Source organism: Onishia taeanensis (genome assembly GCF_900100755.1).
GTDB classification, from domain to species: domain Bacteria; phylum Pseudomonadota; class Gammaproteobacteria; order Pseudomonadales; family Halomonadaceae; genus Onishia; species Onishia taeanensis.
The window spans coordinates 1-17055 of sequence record NZ_FNCI01000001.1; the positions used below are offsets into that span (position 1 = coordinate 1).

A 17055-nucleotide genomic window follows, 5' to 3' on the forward strand; every position below is an offset into this window, starting at 1 on the left:
GCATTCGGATCAGGGCTGGCATTATCGACATCCCAGCTATCGCCGCCTAGTGGTGGATAAGCGAATACTGCGCAGTATGTCGCGGAAAGGGAATTGCCTGGACAATGCTGCCATGGAAAGTTTTTTCGGCACTCTGAAAGCCGAGTACTTCCACCTAACTCAGTTCGACAACGTTGAGCAGTTGCAGCAAGGCCTCGACCGGTACATCCATTACTACAATCACGAGCGCATCAAGATGAAACTAAAAGGCCTGAGCCCCGTGGAATACAGGACTCAGGCCATGGCCGCCGGTTGAGGTGACTAACCGTCCAACTACTGGGGGTCAGTTCATGAGAGAGCGGGGCGTTTTGCTTTTTGGGCTAACCCGCTGTTGTTGCAGTATCGCTTACTGGGTCGAGGCGCTGGGAGGCTTGGCCTTGACGCCGGCCATCACCTCGGCCTGACGCTCGAGGGTCAGCGACAGGCGCTCGATCAGACCTTCGAGCAATACGTGCCAGTCCTTGGTGATGCCGCCGTGGGAGGCGAGGGCCTCATCCAGTGATTGGCTCGCCTCGCGTATGCCGCGAGGCGATTGGCCCCGGGCGCTTTCCTCGAAGGCCTTGGCGAGCACCGCCAGCAATTCATGCAGGGCCTGGCGGACGGGAGGCGCGCTATTATCGAGGCGATGGCGCAGGCGCAGGCAGGACCGGCCAAGATCGAGACCGTTGAGGCCGATCATGAACAGATGTCGCTGCTCTTCGGGCAGCATGTTGTCGTGGCGGCCAAGCTGCAGCAGGCGGTCCGCCATGCGACCGCTGAAGGTGGCTTCTGCTTCGTGCAGCGGTGGCGCACCGATATCGCTGAGGTCTCGGCTGATGGCGCTCACCAGGCGGCGGCGTTGAAGGGGCGCCCCTAAACCGGGTATCAGCCGGAATGCCATCACTACCGCACTCAGGCCGATGATCACAGCAATGGCGCGGTTGGCAAAGCTGTCGAAGGAGAAATCCATGCCGTTGCCGGGCATGGTCAGCAGGATATTGAAGATGGTGAAGGCCAGGCAGTAGCCCATCAGCTGTGGCTTGGCGGCCCCCAGAAGCCCCAGGAAAAGTGGTGTGAAGAGCAGCATCGCTAGCATCGGAAAGCCGTTGGCCTGGGAGAGCAGCACATGGCCAAACAAAAAGGCGCTGGGCAGGGCCACCAGCATGCCTTTGAAGAACATCACGCAGATCGTGACCGGGTTGTCGCGGCTGGCGAAGAAGGTCGAGAACAGCGTGCCCAGCAGCATCGCGACCTGGCCGTTGGACCAGTGCGTTTGGATCCAGAAGGTCGCCAGACAGGAAAACACCAGCCCGGCTCGCCCGGCGTTGAGCAGCGCTGCCAGATGGTCGCGGTGCCAGGAAAGAGCGCCGGCACGCAGGCGCTTGCGGCCGGGGTGGGCGATGGCTTCTCGGGCGTCGAGCATGATCATGGCGCTGCCGAGTACCTCTCTCAGGCCGAGCAGCAGGCGTCGCTGCAGGGGCGTGAGGTCGGTTTCCGGGCAGGCATGGGCCTGATGACGCAGATCCTGTAGTCGCTCACGGGCCGCCGGCACGCCGCTGACATCTGCGGCATCACGAAAGGCCTGGGCGCTCTCACTGGCGAGGCGTTTCAGCGCATCGTTGACCTGGCCAGCCTGGTCCTGCAGCAACTGATGCAGGGCGCTCAAGGTGGCAAAGAAGCGCAGGGTGCGCTTGGTCAGAAGGTGGGTCGCGCGAACGCGGCCGGCACTGCCGGGGCCCTCATAACGCGCCGATTGGCTGTCGATTTCCAGCGTCATCAGCGGCTCGAGGCTCTGGGTCAGCGACTCCTGCAGCTCATCCATGTCGTCGCTGGCATCCAGTCGCTGGGCAGCATGGGTGAAGGCCTTGTTGATGACGCTGTCGGCCTGACGCGCCAGGTGCTCCTTGACCGGCGTAGGCCATAGCAAAGCGTTGACCAGGGTCGCACAGATCGCGCCCAGGCCGAGCTCCGACAGCCTGGCCACCGCGATACCGAAGACACCGCCGGGTTGGCTGTGGCCGATGACCACCACCAGCATCGCGGTCACCGCCCCCATGATGCAGCCGTAGGAAAAGTTGTTGCGCAAAAGCGAGCTGGCGTAGGCGCATAGCATCAGCCACAGCGTGAGGGTGATCAGCGCCGGCACCCTTGCCTGTGCAAACAGCGCCATGATGCCGATGCCCACCAGGGCGCCAATCAGGGTGCCGCCGATCTGGCAAAGACCCTTCTCGATCACCATGCCGCTCATCGGCCGAATTTGCAGGAAGGCGGCGGAGATCAGCGCCCAGTAGGGACGCTCCAGATCGAACATCAGGGCCACATAGAGCGCCAGCACCATGGCAAGCGTGGCCTTGGTGGCAAACTTGAGGGCGGATGGCGACGGCGTTAGATAGGCGTCGGTCCAGAGCGAAAGACGGCTCAAGGCGACGGTGCCTCGAGGATGCGCACGGTGGCGGTCATGCCGGCACTCAGCAAGGTGCCGTCGGGGATGTCATCGAGCTCGATGCGCACAGGAATACGCTGCGCCAGTCGTACCCAACTGAAGGTCGGCTCGACCTTGGGCAGTAACTGGTCATTGGCTGTGGTGTTGCTGTCGGCGATGCCGCGGCCAATGCCGGCAACATGGCCGTCAAGCTGGGTGTCGCCGCTCATCAAGGTAATGCGCGCGGGGTCACCGACGGCGATGCCCGGCATCTTGGTCTCTTCGAAATAGCCGGTGACGTAGTAGGAATCTGCCTTCACCAACGCCATCACCGGGTTGCCGGTATTGACGTAATTGCCTTCACTGAGTCTGAGGTTCAGGACGTTACCGTCGGCCGGCGCGGTCACCGTGGTGCGCTCGAGATCGAGCTGTGCGCTTTCAAGCTCGGCCTGGGCCTGGTCGAGGGAGGCCTTGGCACTTTGGGTCTCGAGGCGCGCCAGATCGAGATCTTCGTCGCTTATCGCCCGGTTGCTGAGACGGTTGCGGCGGGTCTCTTCATGCTGCTTGGACTCCCACTGCGCCTTCTTCTGTGCGACGACTGCCTTGGCCGTATCAACGGCCGTTGCATAGCGCTGGCGGTTGATCTGAAAGAGGACATCGCCCTTGTCCACCGCCTGGGTATCCTCGATGGACAGCTCGCTCACCCAGCCAGAAACGTCCGGTGCGATGGTGATCACATCGGCCCGTACCCGGCCGTCCCGGGTCCAGGGGGTATAGAGATAGTAATGCCAGAGCCAGGCACCCGCTGCCAGGGCCAGGGCCACGACCACGAGCGTGGTCAGCATGCGAAGCAGTTTGTGCATCATAAGGATCCGGTAGCAGAGGAAGAGAGAAAGGCGATGGCGGCGGTGATGATCACGAACAATGCCGCGTCGAACCAGGCTTCGTACCAGAATACCTTCGAGCCCACCAGACGATGTAGCAGGGTGCGAACGATGAAGGCGCCGAGAAAGCCCAGCAGGGCGTATAGCAGAAGTGGGCTGACGTAGATGCCGCCCAGGGCGATTTCCTTTAGGTCCATGCTTTCTCCCGTGGTCGGCACGCCCGTCGATGGACAAGCTTAATATGTTAGCACGCTATCAAAATAGTTGCACCAGGACGCTCTGGGCGCGACTCGGCCTAAGGCTGCCTGACCGTTGACAGGATTGCGCTCAGGCATTTTGTTTAATGTTTAGGCTAAGCTTATGCTGCGCTACAGGGGCCGCAACAACGATCAGTGTCGCGCCCGCCAACGGTCTGTCAATAATGAACAATCAAGGTCAGTAACAGGAGTCTTTTACCATGATCGTCAAGAAACCCTTAATCGGTGCCATTTCCGCCCTGGCAATGACCACCAGCCTCGCGGCCACCGCCGAACCGCTGAACGTGGGCGTACTGGTGCCGCTGACTGGCGACCTGCAGAGCTATGGTGAGCCGTCATTGCGCGCAGCTGAGCTGGCGGTCAAGGAGATCAACGCCGATGGCGGCGTGATGGGCGAGCCCATCGAGATCAGTGCCGGTGACACCCAGACCTCGCCGCAGCCCGGCGTGGCGGCTGCCCAGAAGCTGGTCAACGTGCAAGGCGTGCATGCCATCTTCGGCGCTCTGTCCAGCGGTGTGACTATCCCGGTGGCACAGAGCGTATCCAAGCCCGAGCAGGTGCTGCAGATCTCCAACGCTTCCACCTCGCCGGTGATCACGAGCCTGGATGACGACGACTTCTTGTTCCGCACCGTGCCGTCGGATGCCTTCCAGGGCGTGGCACTGTCCGAGATCACTGCCGAGAAAGGCTATAAGACCGTCAGTGTCATCTACGTGAACAACGATTATGGCAAGGGCCTGACCGATGCCTTCAGCAAGGCCTTCGAGGCTCAAGGCGGCACCGTGGCGGCAACCGTTGCCTACGAGCAGGGCCAGGCCGCTTATCGCGGTGAGCTGCAGCAGGCCGATACTGGTGGTACCGAGGCATTGGTACTGATCGGCTACCCGGAGAACGGCGAGACCATCCTGCGCCAGGCCCTCGAGGGCGGCTTCTTCCGTGACTTCGTGTTCACCGATGGCATGAAGGCGCCGGAACTGATCGACAACCTCGGCGCTCAGGCCCTGGAAGGCGCCATCGGCACCGTGCCTCAGGCTCGCGGCGACTCGCCGGGTGCCCAGCACTTTGCCAGCGCCTATGACGGTGAATACGGTGAGGTGCCGCCCAAGCCCTATCTGGACACCGCCTACGACGCCCTCTATGTGATTGCACTGGCTGCCGAGCAGGCCGGCTCCACCGACCACGTAGCCATTCGCGACAGCGTTCGCATGGTCGCCAACCCGCCGGGTGTGAAGGTTGGCCCGGGCGAGTTTGCCAAGGCCGTGGAGCTGATCGCCGCCGGTGAAGACATCGACTACGAGGGGGCCTCTGGCTCGGTGAACTTCGACAATAACGGTGACGTGCCGGGTACCTTCGGCGAATGGACCTTCAAGGATGGTGAGATCATCACCAACCGCATCTTCGAGCCCACCATGCCCGAGTGATGTTCCACTCGCTGAGCTAGCTGCAGGCTAGCGACATGACATCGCCCCGGCCACGCGCCGGGGCGTTTTTTTGTCGGTTACCTATCCTCGGCGACAAGAAGCGTCTGCTAGGTGATGCAGATACCGATAGATCAGGCCTTACGATGGGGAAGTGGGCCTTTGCGCTGGCAAAGCCCCGGCTCGATAAGCGAGCAGCCCTGGCGACAGCCCAAATAAAAACCCCGGCGCAAGGGCCGGGGCGGTGAGAGCCAAGCGGGAGCACGCCCGCCTGTCTCGTCGAGGATTACTTCTTACGGGCGATCAACTTGGGCGGCTTCTCGGGCAGAATGCCCTGCGGCCGAGTGACCAGAATGACCTGCAGCAGCACGCCAATCAGCAGCACCCGCAGGGCGGCGGCCTGGGTGGCGTACTCGGTGGGCAGCAGGTCGGTGGCCAGCTCGGTCAGGGTCCAGACGCCCCACACCACCACGGCGCCGAGAATGGCCCCGCGGTTATTGCCGCTACCGCCCGCGATCAGCATGACCCACACCAGGAAGGTGCCGTAGAGCGGCATGAAGGCCTCGGGGCTGAGGAAGCCGAAGAAGTGGGCATAGAGGCCGCCGCCCAGGCCCATGATGGCGGCACCTAGTACGAAGGCCTGCAGGCGGAAGCGGGCGATCGACTTGCCCGCCGCGGCGGTGGCGGGCTCGTTCTCGCGAATCGCCCGCAGCACGCGGCCCCAGGGCGAGGCATAGGCGCGCTCGAGCAGGAAGTAGACCAGCACCACGAAGGCCACCACTACCAGCAGGTAGCCGAAGGGGCTGTCCAGCGGTGTGCCGGCGAAGGGGCGCTCGATGCCGGCGATGCCGCGCACGCCGTTGGTCAGCCAATCCTCGTTCTTGATGAAGAGGCGAATCATCTCGGCGATGCCAATGGTGGCGATGGCGAGATAGTCGGTGCGCAGCTTGGCGGTGATGCGCCCGATCACCAGGCCGATCAGCGCCGAGGCAAGGGTCGCCCCGACCAGGCCCACCAGGAAGGGCATGCCCAGCCCGCCGAGATAGGCGGGGCTTTCCGGGGTGGTGAGAATGGCGCTGGTATAGGCACCCACGGCGAAGAAACCGGCGATACCGATGTTGAACTGACCGGTGAAACCCCATTGGGTGTTGAGGCCCATGGCCAGCACCGCATAGATGCCGGCGAAGGTCAGAAACGAGACGAGGTAAGCGAACAGGCTGGCGAATTCCATCACAGTGTCCCCTTGAAGATGCCCTGAGGCCGGAAGATCAGCATCATCACCATGATGGCGAAGGCCACGGCCGGCTTATAGGCAGCAGAGATGAACAGCGTCGACATCTCCATCGAGATACCGATGATCATACCGCCAACGATGGCCCCGTAGGGCCGCCCGATGCCGCCGAGAATGGCAGCGGCGAACACCGGCAGCAGCGTCGTCCAGCCCATCACCGGGTGTAGGCGAGTATCGATGCCGAGGAATACCCCGGCTGCCGCCGCCAGGGCGCCACCGATGATCCAGGTGACGATGATGACGCGTTCGGCAGGAATGCCGCTGACCAGCGCCAGGTCCATGTTGTCGGACATGGCGCGCATCGCCTTGCCCATCCGGGTGCGCGTCAGGAACAAATGCACGCCGGCTACCAGACCCAGCGAGATCAGCACGATCCACACATGATCCGGCTTGATGCGAAGCCCACCGAGCACGTCGAGGCGCCAGGGGAACTGGATGCCGCTGGCATAGGTCTGGTTTTCCGAACCCCAGATCAACTGGATCAGGCTGCGCAGGATCAGCGCCATGCCGAAGGAGGAGATCAGCAGGATGACCGGCTGGGTGCGGCGGATACGCCGGTAGAGCAGTTGGTCGATGACCACGGCCACCACGGCCATGCCGACCATGGCCGCCGGCAGCGCAAACCAGGGGCTGAGCCCCATCACGCCGATGAAGGTCAGGCCTATGTAGGCGCCTAGCGTCATGAAATCGCCGTGGGCGAAGTGCGCGAAGCGCAGGATGCCGAAGATCATCGACACCCCAATGGCGCCCATGCTCAGTACGCTGCCCAGCACCATGCCGTAGATCAGGATCTGTAAGATGTCATTCATGGCTAGCCTCCCAGGAACATTTCAGCGACTTCCGGGTCGGCCAGCAGATTGGGCCCGGTGTCCTCATGGCGATTGGCGCCGGTGGCAAGCACATAGCCGCGGCTGGCGATAGCCAGCGCCTGCTTGGCATTCTGCTCGACCATCAACACGCCGATGCCCTGGGCGTTGATCTGCTTGATGCGCTCGAAGGTTTCATCGATCAGCTTTGGTGACAGGCCAGCAGTGGGCTCATCGAGCATCAGCAGCTTGGGGTCGACCATCAGGGCGCGACCCATGGCAACCAGCTGGCGCTCGCCGCCGGACATCAGCCCGGCGGGCTGGCGGCGACGCTCGGCGAGCTTGGGGAACAGGTCGTAGACCTTCTCCATGCGCGGCTTGAGATCGCCGGTCATCAGATAGCCGCCCATCTCGAGGTTTTCCTGCACGGTAAGCGATGGGAAGACGTTCTGCTCCTGAGGCACGTAGGCGATGCCTCGGCGCACCATCTGTTCCGGCTTGGCGTTGGTGATGTCCTCGCCCTGGAAAAGCACCTTTCCGGTGCGGACCTTCACCAGCCCGAAGATCGCCTTCATGGCGGTGGACTTGCCGGCCCCGTTGGGGCCCACGATAACCACGATTTCATCGGCGTTGGCCCGCAGATTGGTGCCCTTGAGGATATCGGCGCCGCCGTAGCCACCGTAGATATCCTGGGCATCCAGCAGGGTGGTGGTCGAGCTGCTCATGCGTCTTCCCCCATATGACCGCTGACGCCGCCACCCAGATAGGCTTCGCGGACCTCTGCATTCTGGCGAATCTCGCTCATCGGGCCAGAGGCAATCAGTTCACCGTTGGCCATCACGTGCACCGGGTCGCAGAGTTGTGAGATCAGGTCCATATCGTGCTCGATTAGGCAAAAGGTATAGCCACGCTCGGTGTTGAGACGGCGGATCGCCTCGCGGATCTTGCCGAGCAGCGTGCGGTTGACGCCGGCACCCGGCTCATCCAGTAGCACCATCTTGGCGTCGGTCATCATGGTCCGACCGAGATCCAGCAGCTTCTTCTGGCCCCCCGAGAGATTGCCGGCCAGTTCATCGGCGACATGCGAGATTTCCAGGAAGTCGAGCACTTCGTCGACCCGCTCGAGGACCTTGGTATCTTCCTCGCGAACTCGGCCCCAGCGTAACCAGCTGTTGAAGAGGTTTTCACCGCTCTGTTCAGGGGGGACCACCATCAGATTCTCGCGCACTGTCATCTGCGAGAACTCATGGGGAATCTGGAAAGTGCGCACCAGCCCCCGGTGGAAGAGTTCATGGGTAGGCAGGCCGGTGATGTCCTGGCCGTCGAGCACGATGCGGCCGCTGGTAGGCGGGAAGAGGCCGGCGACGATGTTGAACAGGGTGCTTTTGCCGGCGCCGTTGGGGCCGATCAAGCCGGTGATGCTGCCCTGGGCAACCTCGAAGGACACATCCTTCACCGCCTGCAAGCCGCCGAAGGACTTGGAGACGTTTTCGATTCGGATCAAGGTGGGAGCTCCTGCCTTGAGATTGTTCTTGAAATTATGATGGAGCGGGCAGCACTAGCCTTTAGGCAGGCTCGCCCAATGCGAAGACAGTATCGCCGAGCACGAGGCGTATCAAGGCGACGAACAGACGAGATTTAAACGCTTGTCTTAAGGCAGGGGGCAGCAGCCGCTTCGCCGGCTGTCATCGAGAGGTTTCAGCTAGGGTATAAAAGTGACCGAGCCCGGCATGTCTGCGCGTCGACAACTACGCTCTGGAAGGCTACGACCTCTCGCGCCCCGAGCTGCTTCCTGGTAGAGGTGGGCGATGAAGCCGGCGTGGTCGGACCGATAATCGAAGGCGACCTGCTGGTGGTCGACGAGCAGAAGCCTGTACAGCACGATGGTCTGGTGGTGGTGGAACTGGACGGCGAGAAGCGGCTGTTCAGCAGCCACCGGATCGGTGTGCTGATGCGGCTGATGCCCACCGCCGGGCATTACTGACCCAGGCGCTTTCTTTATGGCATCCAGTCGCAAACGCAGGCTCTAAGCCCCGACCTGCCCATGAACACCTGTTTCACTGTTAGCCATTATCATTTGATCATCACGAAAGATTCCTTCCGGATAGTTTTTGTGCGGCTCCATCCAAGGGGTGAAAGTAATGTGACTCATGCCTGGATTAACAATGTCGCCAAAGCTAATTATTCCTAGCGATGGCTGCTTTAGCTTGATTGATAGCCCAAATGGAAATGCTTTCATGGAGCTGTATAGCTCACCACCATGTTTTAATTTTTTTAGTGTTGATGTTGAAGCTATTGTTTGAATTATTACGCTTTTCCTTTTTTTGTAAGGCCATATTCTTATTTCGTGATTGTCGAGATCCTCCCTTTCTCCCAAGACGAATTCTCTCAGCGGTGTGAAGTAATCTGTTTCTTCAAGTGGATTCATACAGCTTTCTTGGTTGGAGACGGCTAGCAGGTGACCAATAGTTGCTCTCAAGAAGCTGCTAGAATCACATGGTATCTTTTGCTTTTCTATGAGGTTACCGCCACGGTTAAGGAATTTGTATAGGTCGTTAATTGTTTTCTTTAAATCTTTGTATATATGGTCGATCTCGCCTAGTGTTTCGCTATTGCATTTCTGGCAAATAGTTTTAAAATATATTCCAGACAGGCCCTTTTTCTTTTTTATTTTTTCTTGCATCGTTCCTTCAAAGAGAGAGCAATATAAGCTGTCCCCCGGGGTTAGTAGGGACTTCGGTGGTACGTGATCTTTTTTTAGCTCCCCATAGCTACCACATATCCTACAATACCCTTCGGATATTCCTTTGTCATTGAAATATGAAGTCCGTCCCTGCATTGATAAACTCCGTACTGATTCTTTTGTTGTCTTAGTTAAGCATCTCAAGACTAGGTCGTACCACCTCTGGTTATCGGGTGCCCATCACCTCCATCTCCACCGAGCTGGTCAGCGCGTGGTCGCTGAGTTCGTGACTGACCTCGTCGATCAGCCTGGCGGTGTCGCCGATCTCGCGCTTCCAGTCGTTCAGCGTGACCGGCATCTCCAGGGAGATCTCGGGGCGGCAGTCGACGAGGGCCAAGTGAAGGACGAGCCGCCGCGAGGCAGGCGCTGGCATTCGCTCCGGGCGGCGGCGAAAGCGTCGGCCTTGGTGGCTTAAGTGGGGCAGCCCCATACCGAGCGTGCCCTAAATCCCCGCCCACCAGTTGTAGCCGCGGTCTTCCCAATAGCCACCGCGGCCCCGGCCGATATGCGTGAAGCTCTCGACCAGTTCGATACGCATGACGTACTTGGCCATCTTGTAGCCGAGTTGGCGTTCGGCGCGCAGTCGCAGCGGGGCGCCGTTGGCGATGGGCAGGTCGGCACCGTTGAGGGCGTAGGCTAGCTGCGTCTGCGGATGATAGGCCTCGAGCATGTCCAGGCTTTCGTAGTAGGCGTCGCCGCCGCGGTAGCGGTCGGCGCAGTGGAAAACGACGAAGCGCGCCTGGTCGCGGACCCCGACCCGGTCCAGCAGGTCGCCGAGCACTACACCCTTCCACTGGCCGATGCAGCTCCAGCCCTCGACGCAGTCATGGCGGGTGATCTGAGTGCGCGCCGGCATGGTCTTGAGTTCGTCGAGGGATAAGGCCTGTGGCTTGTCGACCAGGCCGCCGATCTCGAGCCGCCAATCGCGAAAGCCGCCTTCTGCAAGCTTCCGGTAGTCCTCTTCGTCGGGATTGGTGGTGCCGTTGGCGCGGAAGGTGGGGGCGATATCGGCGGGTGTGAACTCGCGGGCCAGCGACTGTCGGGAGGCCAGCAGCCGCTGGGCCTGCTGGGTCAGGGCGCTGCTGGCATCGAACAGCTTGCTCATGGCGTCGCTGCGCGTCAGCGCATCGCAACCGGCGAGCAGGGTCGCGCCGCCGGCCATCAGGGAGCGAGTCAGGAAACGGCGGCGGCCGCTATCGGTCGGTTTAGTCATCGCGGGGCTCCTGCTGCGGGGGCAGCGCCGAGGAAGGGGCATGGGGTTGCGCAGGGGGTAGCTCAGGGTGAAGCGCATAGCGTCCGGTGATCATCGAGCGCAGGTTGTTGAACATACCGGAAACCATCACCAGGGCGAGATGCACGAGGAAGAAGGCCAGTAGGCCGATGGCGCAGATGAAATGCAGAGTGCGCGCGCTCTGGCGACCGCCGAATGCGTCCAGCAGCCAGGGCCAGGCGGCATCCATGGTCGGCGACATGGTCAGGCCCGTGAGCACCACCAGCGGCAGCAGCCCCAGCAGCACCAGCAGGTAGGTGAGCTTCTGCAACAGGTTGTAGTGGCGGGCCTCTTCGCCGCGGGGGAAACGCAGCCGAACATGGTCGCGAATCGTCTCGCCGAGGTGGCGCCATTCGTCACGGCGGGGCAGTAGGCGCCGCTTGAGCTGGCCGCTGATTACTAGATAGAAAAGGTAGGCGGTGAGCATCGGCGCGAAGATCCACCCGGCCAGGAAGTGCCATTGGCGCCCCTTGCTGAGCCAGCGGGGGCCGGGCAAGGTCGCCCAGGCGGGAAAGGCGCGACGCTCCAGGTCGTCGGGCGGGCCGGATATTCCCAGCACGCCGGTAGTATCGAAGCGGTAGCCGCCGATGCGGGTGATGCCTTGCCAGGCGCCGTTGGCGTCGCGCTCGGCGCCAATCGATAGTGCCGGGCTGTCGAAGTGCGAATCCTTGCCCCAGTAGAGCGCCGGATGGGCGTTGAAGATCTGCAGGCCGCTCATCAGCAGGATGATCAAGCAGGCGAAATTCACCCAATGCCAGAGGCGGGAGAAGGCGGTATGACGCTTGATGAGCGTTGCTGCTTGGCCCGGGCGAGCCTTGCCGAAGAGCGGCATGAGACATCCTCCCTGGAATGGAGGTCGAAGAAAACGCCGGCCGGTAGCCCTATCGCTGGCACCGGCCGGTCGAGGAAGTGGCGAGCATCACATCTTGTCGTCTTCCTCCATCATCTCGTCTTCGCCCATGGCGTCGTGATCCATGTGGTCTTCGCCCATGGCGTCATGATCCATCTTGTCTTCGCCCATGGCGTCGTGATCCATCTTGTCTTCGCCCATGGCGTCGTGATCCATCTTGTCTCCGCTCATGGCGTCATGGTCCATCTTGTCTCCGCCCATGGCATCGTGCTCCATGCTCTCGCCGTCCATCATCGGGTCTTCATGCGAGTCGGCGAGGGCGGTCACCGGCAGCAGCAATGCACCGCTCAACAGGGCAGCGAAGAGGGCAGTCTTGGGGTGGGCTAGCTTGATCATCGTGAACCTCCAATGTTGTATGAGTCACCGACGATCGTTTCGCCGGTGTTTCCAAGCTAGTCAGTGGGGCGTGGCAATTCCTCACGAAACCATCACAGGCTGGCGAGGCACGTGACGTTTTCGTGATGCAGGCCTCGCGGCGCGTCTCTAGAGTAGGGGCATGCGAATCAAGGAGTACGGCGATGGCCTACCGGATCCTCTGTGTCGAGGACAACCCCGAGATCGGCAAGCTGCTCAGCGAGCAGCTTGCCGCTGCTGGCCATGACTGCGATTGGGTCACCGATGGCGAGGCGGCGCTCACCGCGCTGCTCGGCGATGTCAGCGGACCGCGCTATGACCTGGTAATGCTCGATTTGATGCTGCCGCGGATGGACGGCCTCGAGGTGTGTCGTCGGCTGCGGCGTGGCGACAGCCGGACCCCGGTGGTGATGGTCACCGCCAAGGCGTCGATCCGTGACGTGGTGGTGGGCCTGGAGATCGGTGCCGACGATTACGTCACCAAGCCTTTTCACTTGCCGATCCTGCTGGCCCGGGTGCAGGCCCTGCTGCGCCGTGGCCAGCAGCGCAGCAGCCCGGATGACGGCATCGGCGGCACCCCGCCGCTGGTGTGCGGCCCCCTGGTCATCGATGCCGACCAGCATCGGGTCGAGCTGGATGGCGTACCGGTGCAGCTCACCGGCAAGGAGTTCGCATTGCTTGCGCTCTTCGCCAGTCACCCGGGGCACACCTTCCGTCGCGGCGAGCTGCTGGATCACGTTTGGGGAAAGGAGTTCGATGGCTTTGATCACACCGTGAACACCCATATCAATCGCCTGCGCAACAAGGTCGAGACCGACCCGGCGCGGCCGCGCTTCATCGAGACGGTGTGGGGGGTGGGCTACCGCTTCGCTCCTCAAACCGAGGCGGGAGACGAGGGCGCATGAACCGTCTACTAAGTCGCGGCGCGCGTCTTGGCCGTAGCCTCTATGCGCGGATCGCCCTGGGGTACCTGATCAGCCTTCTGCTGCTGTCGGTAGCCGCGGCCTGGATCGCCATCAGCCAGTTCAACCAGCTCGGTCGCGAGCTACAGCAGCGCCAGGAGTTGAACCTCGCCGACAACCTGGCCAAGGTCATGCAGCCGGCGTTGCAGCAGGGCGCTGACAGCGCTGCCGCACATGACACGGCCCGGCATATCGCCTCGATCAACCCCTCCCTGGCGCTGTACGTGCTCGACGAGCGGGGTCGTGTGGTTGCGGATTACGCCGAGCCGTCATGCGGCCAGGCGCAGCAGGTCTCGACCCAGGCGCTGGAGACCCTGCTGTCCGAGGAGCCGATGCTGCCGGTGCTGGCGGTCTCTCCCTGCGGCGGCGAGCCCGGCGTCTTTTCGGTGGCGCGCATCGCCTATGGCGATACGGGTGACCCCGGCTATCTCTATGCCGACCTCACCAATGCCAGCCATGCCTCGATGTTCGCCATGCTGCGCACCAGCTCCATTACCCGCACCCTGATGGCGGCCGGCTTGATGGCGCTGTTGGTCTGCGGGCTCTTCGGCCTGGTGTGGTTCGCGCTGCTGACGCGGCGCTTCACCCGCCTGACGACGGCGGTGCAACGCCTCGCCGGCGGGGACTACAGCCAGCGCATCGAGGCGCCCAGTGATGACGAGCTGGGCCGCCTGGCGCGCGCCTTCAACGACATGGCTGGGACCATCGAGGCGCAGTTGGCGGCAATGCGCGAGACCGATCGTCAGCGCCGCGAGCTGATCGCCAATTTGACCCATGACTTTCGCACCCCGCTGACCTCGTTGCGCGGCTACGCCGAGCAGCTTCTGGCCGCCCCGCAATGCTCCGCGGACGAGCGCCGCCAGGCGCTGGACGCGATCCTCGACAACGCCGATCGGCTGACACGCCTGGCTCAGCAGCTCTCGACGCTGGCGCGGCTCGATGCCTACGACAAGCCGCTGCAGCGCGAATACTTCTCGCTGCCCGAGCTGGCTTACGACATCGCCGGCAAGTTCCAGAATCAGGCGCGTCAGGCTGGCGTCACCCTGAACGTGGCCTGCGACCCCGAGTTGCCTTGGGTCGATGCCGATCTAGGGCTGATCGACCGGGTGCTGAGCAACCTGATCGACAATGCCCTGCACGCCACGCCGGCCGGCGGCTGGGTGCGGCTCGATGCCGAGGCGCAGGATGAGGGTGTGCGGCTATCGGTCGTCGACAACGGCGTTGGCATCGCCGCCGAGGAGCTGCCGGTGATCACTCAGCGCTTCTACCGTACCCGCGAGAGCATCGCCAAGGGCGAGGGCTCGGGGCTGGGCCTGTCGATCGTGCGCGAAATCTGCGAACGCCATGGCACCGGGATGGAGATCGACAGTCGCCGTGGTGAGGGCACGCGGGTGAGTCTGGTGCTGCCCTTTGCCTGATATCGGTGGGCTTCATCATGGTGTCATGATCGGCTGGCCAACTTCTTCGTAGACGTATCGCAGCGAGAGGAAAAATCCTTGTTGCGCTGCAACAAGCACTTTGCTATGTTGCAATGCAGCGAGGGGCAGGAAGCCTCTCCATTCGAAACTGTTCGCAAGAGGTGGACCATGAGCAACACGAATTTTGACCAAGTCACCCAGCAATTCGAATCCATGTTCTTTGGCCCGGCTCGCGCCTATGCCGCGATGAGCCTGGACTACTCCGAGAAGCTGATGGCCGCCCAGTTTGACGCCGCCAAGGCTTACAGCGATCTCGGCATTAGCCAGGCTCGTGCCGCTCTGAACGTCAAGGATGCCGAAGGACTGCGCACCTACGTTGAAGGGCAGCAGAAAGTGGCTAAGGACGTTGGCGAGCGCGTCAAGGCCGACGCCGAGAAGGTCGTGGCCATGAACCAGGAAGTCGCCCAGCAGGCGCAAAAGCTGACCGAAGAGACGGTCAAGACTGCCTCCAAGGCCGCTACGACTGCTACTAAGTCGACTACCAAGTAACTCGATATAAGCCACTCATTGCCTAGGTCAGTTTTTACGTTTCACGCTAGGCAATGAGGGGCATTCAGCTCGGTAGCTCTGCCCGGTAAGCCCGCCAGGTACGTTAGCCAGGCAAGCCCGCACTGTATAAGTGAACCGAGCTGCTCGTCGGCGGAAGGTCTCCGCAGACGATACTAGAAGACGATATACGCCGTTGCCCCTTGGGGTAGCGGCGTTTTGCGTTGGGGCTGGGACCGGGGAAGGGGATGGTGAAGGGCTACTGGCCACTGCCGAGGTCAGGATGCTCCCGTTCCCAGGGCCTGCTCGTGCATATAGCGCAGCAGCGCTTGAGCCTCGGGAGCAGCGCTGTCGCCAAGCCCGGCTGCGACGCCTGCCTGGTCGGCGCCGCTGCGCTGCTGGCCGAGCTTTGCCTTGCCCTGGAGCGAGGCGATAGGGAGCCGGAAACCAACGATGCCGGCCAGCAGCCGGTCACGGAAGGCATCATCCAGAATCGCCTTGTCGTCGATAAGACCGGGTTCGAAGTGGGCCAGGCTGCGCTCGATCAGCGCGGCGGTGGCGTCCCCGTCGAGTCGCTCGACTGGCCCCTCGGCGTGCACGGCGGCGTAGTTCCAGGTCGGCACGGCTGGGCGAGTGGCGTACCAGCTGGGCGATACATAGGCATGCGGGCCGCTGAATATAGCTAGCGCTCGATGATCCTCCAGCGCCTGCCAGTGCGGGTTGGCTCGGGCGAAGTGGCCGTATAGGGTGCCGAACTCGCCTTCGTCTCGGTCCAGCAGCAACGGCAGATGGGTCGCCTGCAGGTCGCCGCCGACCAGCACGCCAAAAGGATGCGCCTCGATCAAGGCCTGGGCCTGTGGCATGGGCATTCGTAGTGCGGGAGGTACGTACATCGATTGTCTCCTCGTGGGGTACGCCGTCGGGTTAGCTTACCGCCAGCGCCGCCTCGGTCAGCTCGCCTAGAGGGCGACGCTGGCGGCCCTGGGGGTCGAAGTTGTCGGCGGCGAGCCAGCATGCGAAGGCCGGCTCCAATGCTTGCCAGTCACCGTCGAGCACCGAGAACCAGGCCGTGTCGCGGTTATGGCCCTGCACCACCCGGTGCTGGCGGAAGATGCCCTCGAAGCGAAAGCCCAGCCGTTCGGCGGCGCGCCGCGACGGGGCGTTGAGGGCGTCGCACTTCCACTCGTAGCGCCGATAGCCCATGGCAAAGGCGTGGCCCATCATCAGCACCATGGCCTCGGTGGCGGCGGTAGTGCGCGCGAGGCGCGGCGAGAAGTGCAGGTGCCCGACCTCGACGCTGCCGTGCTCGGGCACGATGTTCAGGTAGGCCGCGATGCCTAGCGCCTGGCCACTGGCGGCGTCGACGATGGCGTGGAAGCATGGATCGACGCTGGCCACTCGGTCAGCCAGCCAGGCGTGACAGCCAGGACCGTCGTCGAAGGGCCGCCCACCCAGATAAGTCCAGCGTGCCGCCAGGGCGTTGCGGGTTTCCGGCGCCGCGTCGGGCGCTTGCCAGGCCGTGAATAGGGCGTCTCCGTGGCGGTCGGCGTCGAGGGGCTCGATGCGCACTCGTTGGCCCGTCAGCGTGACGGGGCTAAGGCGTTTGGCGCCCTGCCAACCCGGCACGGGTTGGCCCACCGGCTGGTGGTAAGCATTAGTGGTCGTCATCCGGGGTACCTCTCTTTAAGCGCCATCTCCAGGTGCCATCTCCAGGTGCCATCTTCAGGTGCTATTTTCAGGTGCTATATAATCGCCA

At 62.4% G+C, this 17055-nt stretch carries 20 protein-coding genes; 6 read left to right on the forward strand and 14 right to left on the reverse strand.

The genetic code is table 11. The features are described 5' to 3' along the window. The coding region (locus BLR71_RS00005) for an IS3 family transposase (RefSeq protein ID WP_139172491.1) at positions 1-295 on the forward strand (295 nt) is incomplete at its 5' end. Between the two features lie 90 nt (positions 296-385). Here BLR71_RS00005 and BLR71_RS00010 read toward each other — a convergent pair. The 3 genes from BLR71_RS00010 to BLR71_RS00020 are packed head-to-tail and all read right to left on the reverse strand — an operon-like array spanning position 386 to position 3521. Beyond that, positions 386-2440, reverse strand: coding sequence for an FUSC family protein (locus tag BLR71_RS00010; RefSeq protein ID WP_245696292.1), 2055 nt, complete (start codon positions 2438-2440; stop codon positions 386-388). Further along, positions 2437-3303 (reverse strand): efflux RND transporter periplasmic adaptor subunit, encoded by an 867-nt coding sequence (locus BLR71_RS00015; RefSeq protein ID WP_092521822.1) that lies wholly within the window; start codon positions 3301-3303, stop codon positions 2437-2439. Before BLR71_RS00015 ends, BLR71_RS00010 begins: the two co-directional genes overlap by 4 nt. Then, entirely contained in the window at positions 3303-3521 is a 219-nt protein-coding gene (locus BLR71_RS00020; RefSeq protein WP_092521824.1) for a DUF1656 domain-containing protein, read from the reverse strand. Before BLR71_RS00020 ends, BLR71_RS00015 begins: the two co-directional genes overlap by 1 nt. 260 nt (positions 3522-3781) lie before the next feature. On the opposite strand from BLR71_RS00020, the gene BLR71_RS00025 reads away from it, so the two are divergent. Further along, a complete protein-coding gene (locus BLR71_RS00025; RefSeq protein WP_092521826.1) occupies positions 3782-5002 on the forward strand; it encodes an ABC transporter substrate-binding protein in 1221 nt (406 codons plus the stop codon). A gap of 283 nt (positions 5003-5285) precedes the next feature. Here the strand turns inward: BLR71_RS00025 and BLR71_RS00030 are convergent, their stop codons facing one another. The 4 genes from BLR71_RS00030 to BLR71_RS00045 are packed head-to-tail and all read right to left on the reverse strand — an operon-like array spanning position 5286 to position 8600. Beyond that, a complete protein-coding gene (locus tag BLR71_RS00030; RefSeq protein ID WP_175491578.1) occupies positions 5286-6230 on the reverse strand; it encodes a branched-chain amino acid ABC transporter permease in 945 nt (314 codons plus the stop codon). Beyond that, positions 6230-7099, reverse strand: a complete 870-nt coding sequence (locus tag BLR71_RS00035) for a branched-chain amino acid ABC transporter permease (protein WP_092521828.1) — start codon at positions 7097-7099, stop codon at positions 6230-6232. Before BLR71_RS00035 ends, BLR71_RS00030 begins: the two co-directional genes overlap by 1 nt. Before the next feature lie 2 nt (positions 7100-7101). Then, positions 7102-7821 (reverse strand): ABC transporter ATP-binding protein, encoded by a 720-nt coding sequence (locus tag BLR71_RS00040; protein ID WP_092521830.1) that lies wholly within the window; start codon positions 7819-7821, stop codon positions 7102-7104. Continuing rightward, on the reverse strand, positions 7818-8600 hold the full coding sequence (locus tag BLR71_RS00045; RefSeq protein ID WP_092521832.1) for an ABC transporter ATP-binding protein: 783 nt from the start codon (positions 8598-8600) through the stop codon (positions 7818-7820). Before BLR71_RS00045 ends, BLR71_RS00040 begins: the two co-directional genes overlap by 4 nt. Positions 8601-8783: 183 nt before the next feature. On the opposite strand from BLR71_RS00045, the gene BLR71_RS17850 reads away from it, so the two are divergent. Beyond that, entirely contained in the window at positions 8784-9080 is a 297-nt protein-coding gene (locus tag BLR71_RS17850) for a LexA family protein (RefSeq protein ID WP_245696317.1), read from the forward strand. Between the two features lie 42 nt (positions 9081-9122). On the opposite strand, the gene BLR71_RS17325 is transcribed toward BLR71_RS17850, so the two are convergent. The 5 genes from BLR71_RS17325 to BLR71_RS00070 all read right to left on the reverse strand — a co-directional run bounded on the left by BLR71_RS17325 (position 9123) and on the right by BLR71_RS00070 (position 12355). Next, entirely contained in the window at positions 9123-9935 is an 813-nt protein-coding gene (locus BLR71_RS17325) for a hypothetical protein (protein WP_139172493.1), read from the reverse strand. Positions 9936-10005: 70 nt separating this feature from the next. Beyond that, positions 10006-10212, reverse strand: coding sequence for a hypothetical protein (locus BLR71_RS00055; RefSeq protein ID WP_092521836.1), 207 nt, complete (start codon positions 10210-10212; stop codon positions 10006-10008). Positions 10213-10281: 69 nt separating this feature from the next. After that, a complete protein-coding gene (locus BLR71_RS00060; protein WP_092521838.1) occupies positions 10282-11052 on the reverse strand; it encodes a molybdopterin-binding protein in 771 nt (256 codons plus the stop codon). Next, entirely contained in the window at positions 11045-11941 is an 897-nt protein-coding gene (locus BLR71_RS00065) for a cytochrome b/b6 domain-containing protein (protein ID WP_092521840.1), read from the reverse strand. Before BLR71_RS00065 ends, BLR71_RS00060 begins: the two co-directional genes overlap by 8 nt. Positions 11942-12028: 87 nt before the next feature. Continuing rightward, on the reverse strand, positions 12029-12355 hold the full coding sequence (locus BLR71_RS00070) for a pentapeptide MXKDX repeat protein (RefSeq protein WP_092521842.1): 327 nt from the start codon (positions 12353-12355) through the stop codon (positions 12029-12031). Between the two features lie 182 nt (positions 12356-12537). On the opposite strand from BLR71_RS00070, the gene BLR71_RS00075 reads away from it, so the two are divergent. From BLR71_RS00075 to BLR71_RS00085, 3 genes are all read left to right on the forward strand, one after another. Further along, complete coding sequence (locus tag BLR71_RS00075; RefSeq protein ID WP_092521844.1) at positions 12538-13278, forward strand: response regulator transcription factor; 741 nt, start codon at positions 12538-12540, stop codon at positions 13276-13278. Continuing rightward, the gene (locus BLR71_RS00080) at positions 13275-14753 is read left to right on the forward strand and encodes a sensor histidine kinase (RefSeq protein WP_092521846.1); all 1479 of its coding nucleotides are present in this window, start codon (positions 13275-13277) and stop codon (positions 14751-14753) included. Before BLR71_RS00075 ends, BLR71_RS00080 begins: the two co-directional genes overlap by 4 nt. Positions 14754-14921: 168 nt before the next feature. After that, positions 14922-15302 carry a phasin family protein gene (locus BLR71_RS00085; protein WP_092521848.1) on the forward strand — a complete coding sequence of 127 codons (381 nt, stop codon included), beginning with the start codon at positions 14922-14924 and terminating at the stop codon, positions 15300-15302. Between the two features lie 275 nt (positions 15303-15577). On the opposite strand, the gene BLR71_RS00090 is transcribed toward BLR71_RS00085, so the two are convergent. Beyond that, complete coding sequence (locus BLR71_RS00090) at positions 15578-16192, reverse strand: FMN-binding negative transcriptional regulator (RefSeq protein WP_092521850.1); 615 nt, start codon at positions 16190-16192, stop codon at positions 15578-15580. 31 nt (positions 16193-16223) lie between these two features. Then, on the reverse strand, positions 16224-16967 hold the full coding sequence (locus tag BLR71_RS00095; protein WP_092521851.1) for a GNAT family N-acetyltransferase: 744 nt from the start codon (positions 16965-16967) through the stop codon (positions 16224-16226). Positions 16968-17055: the final 88 nt, after the last annotated feature.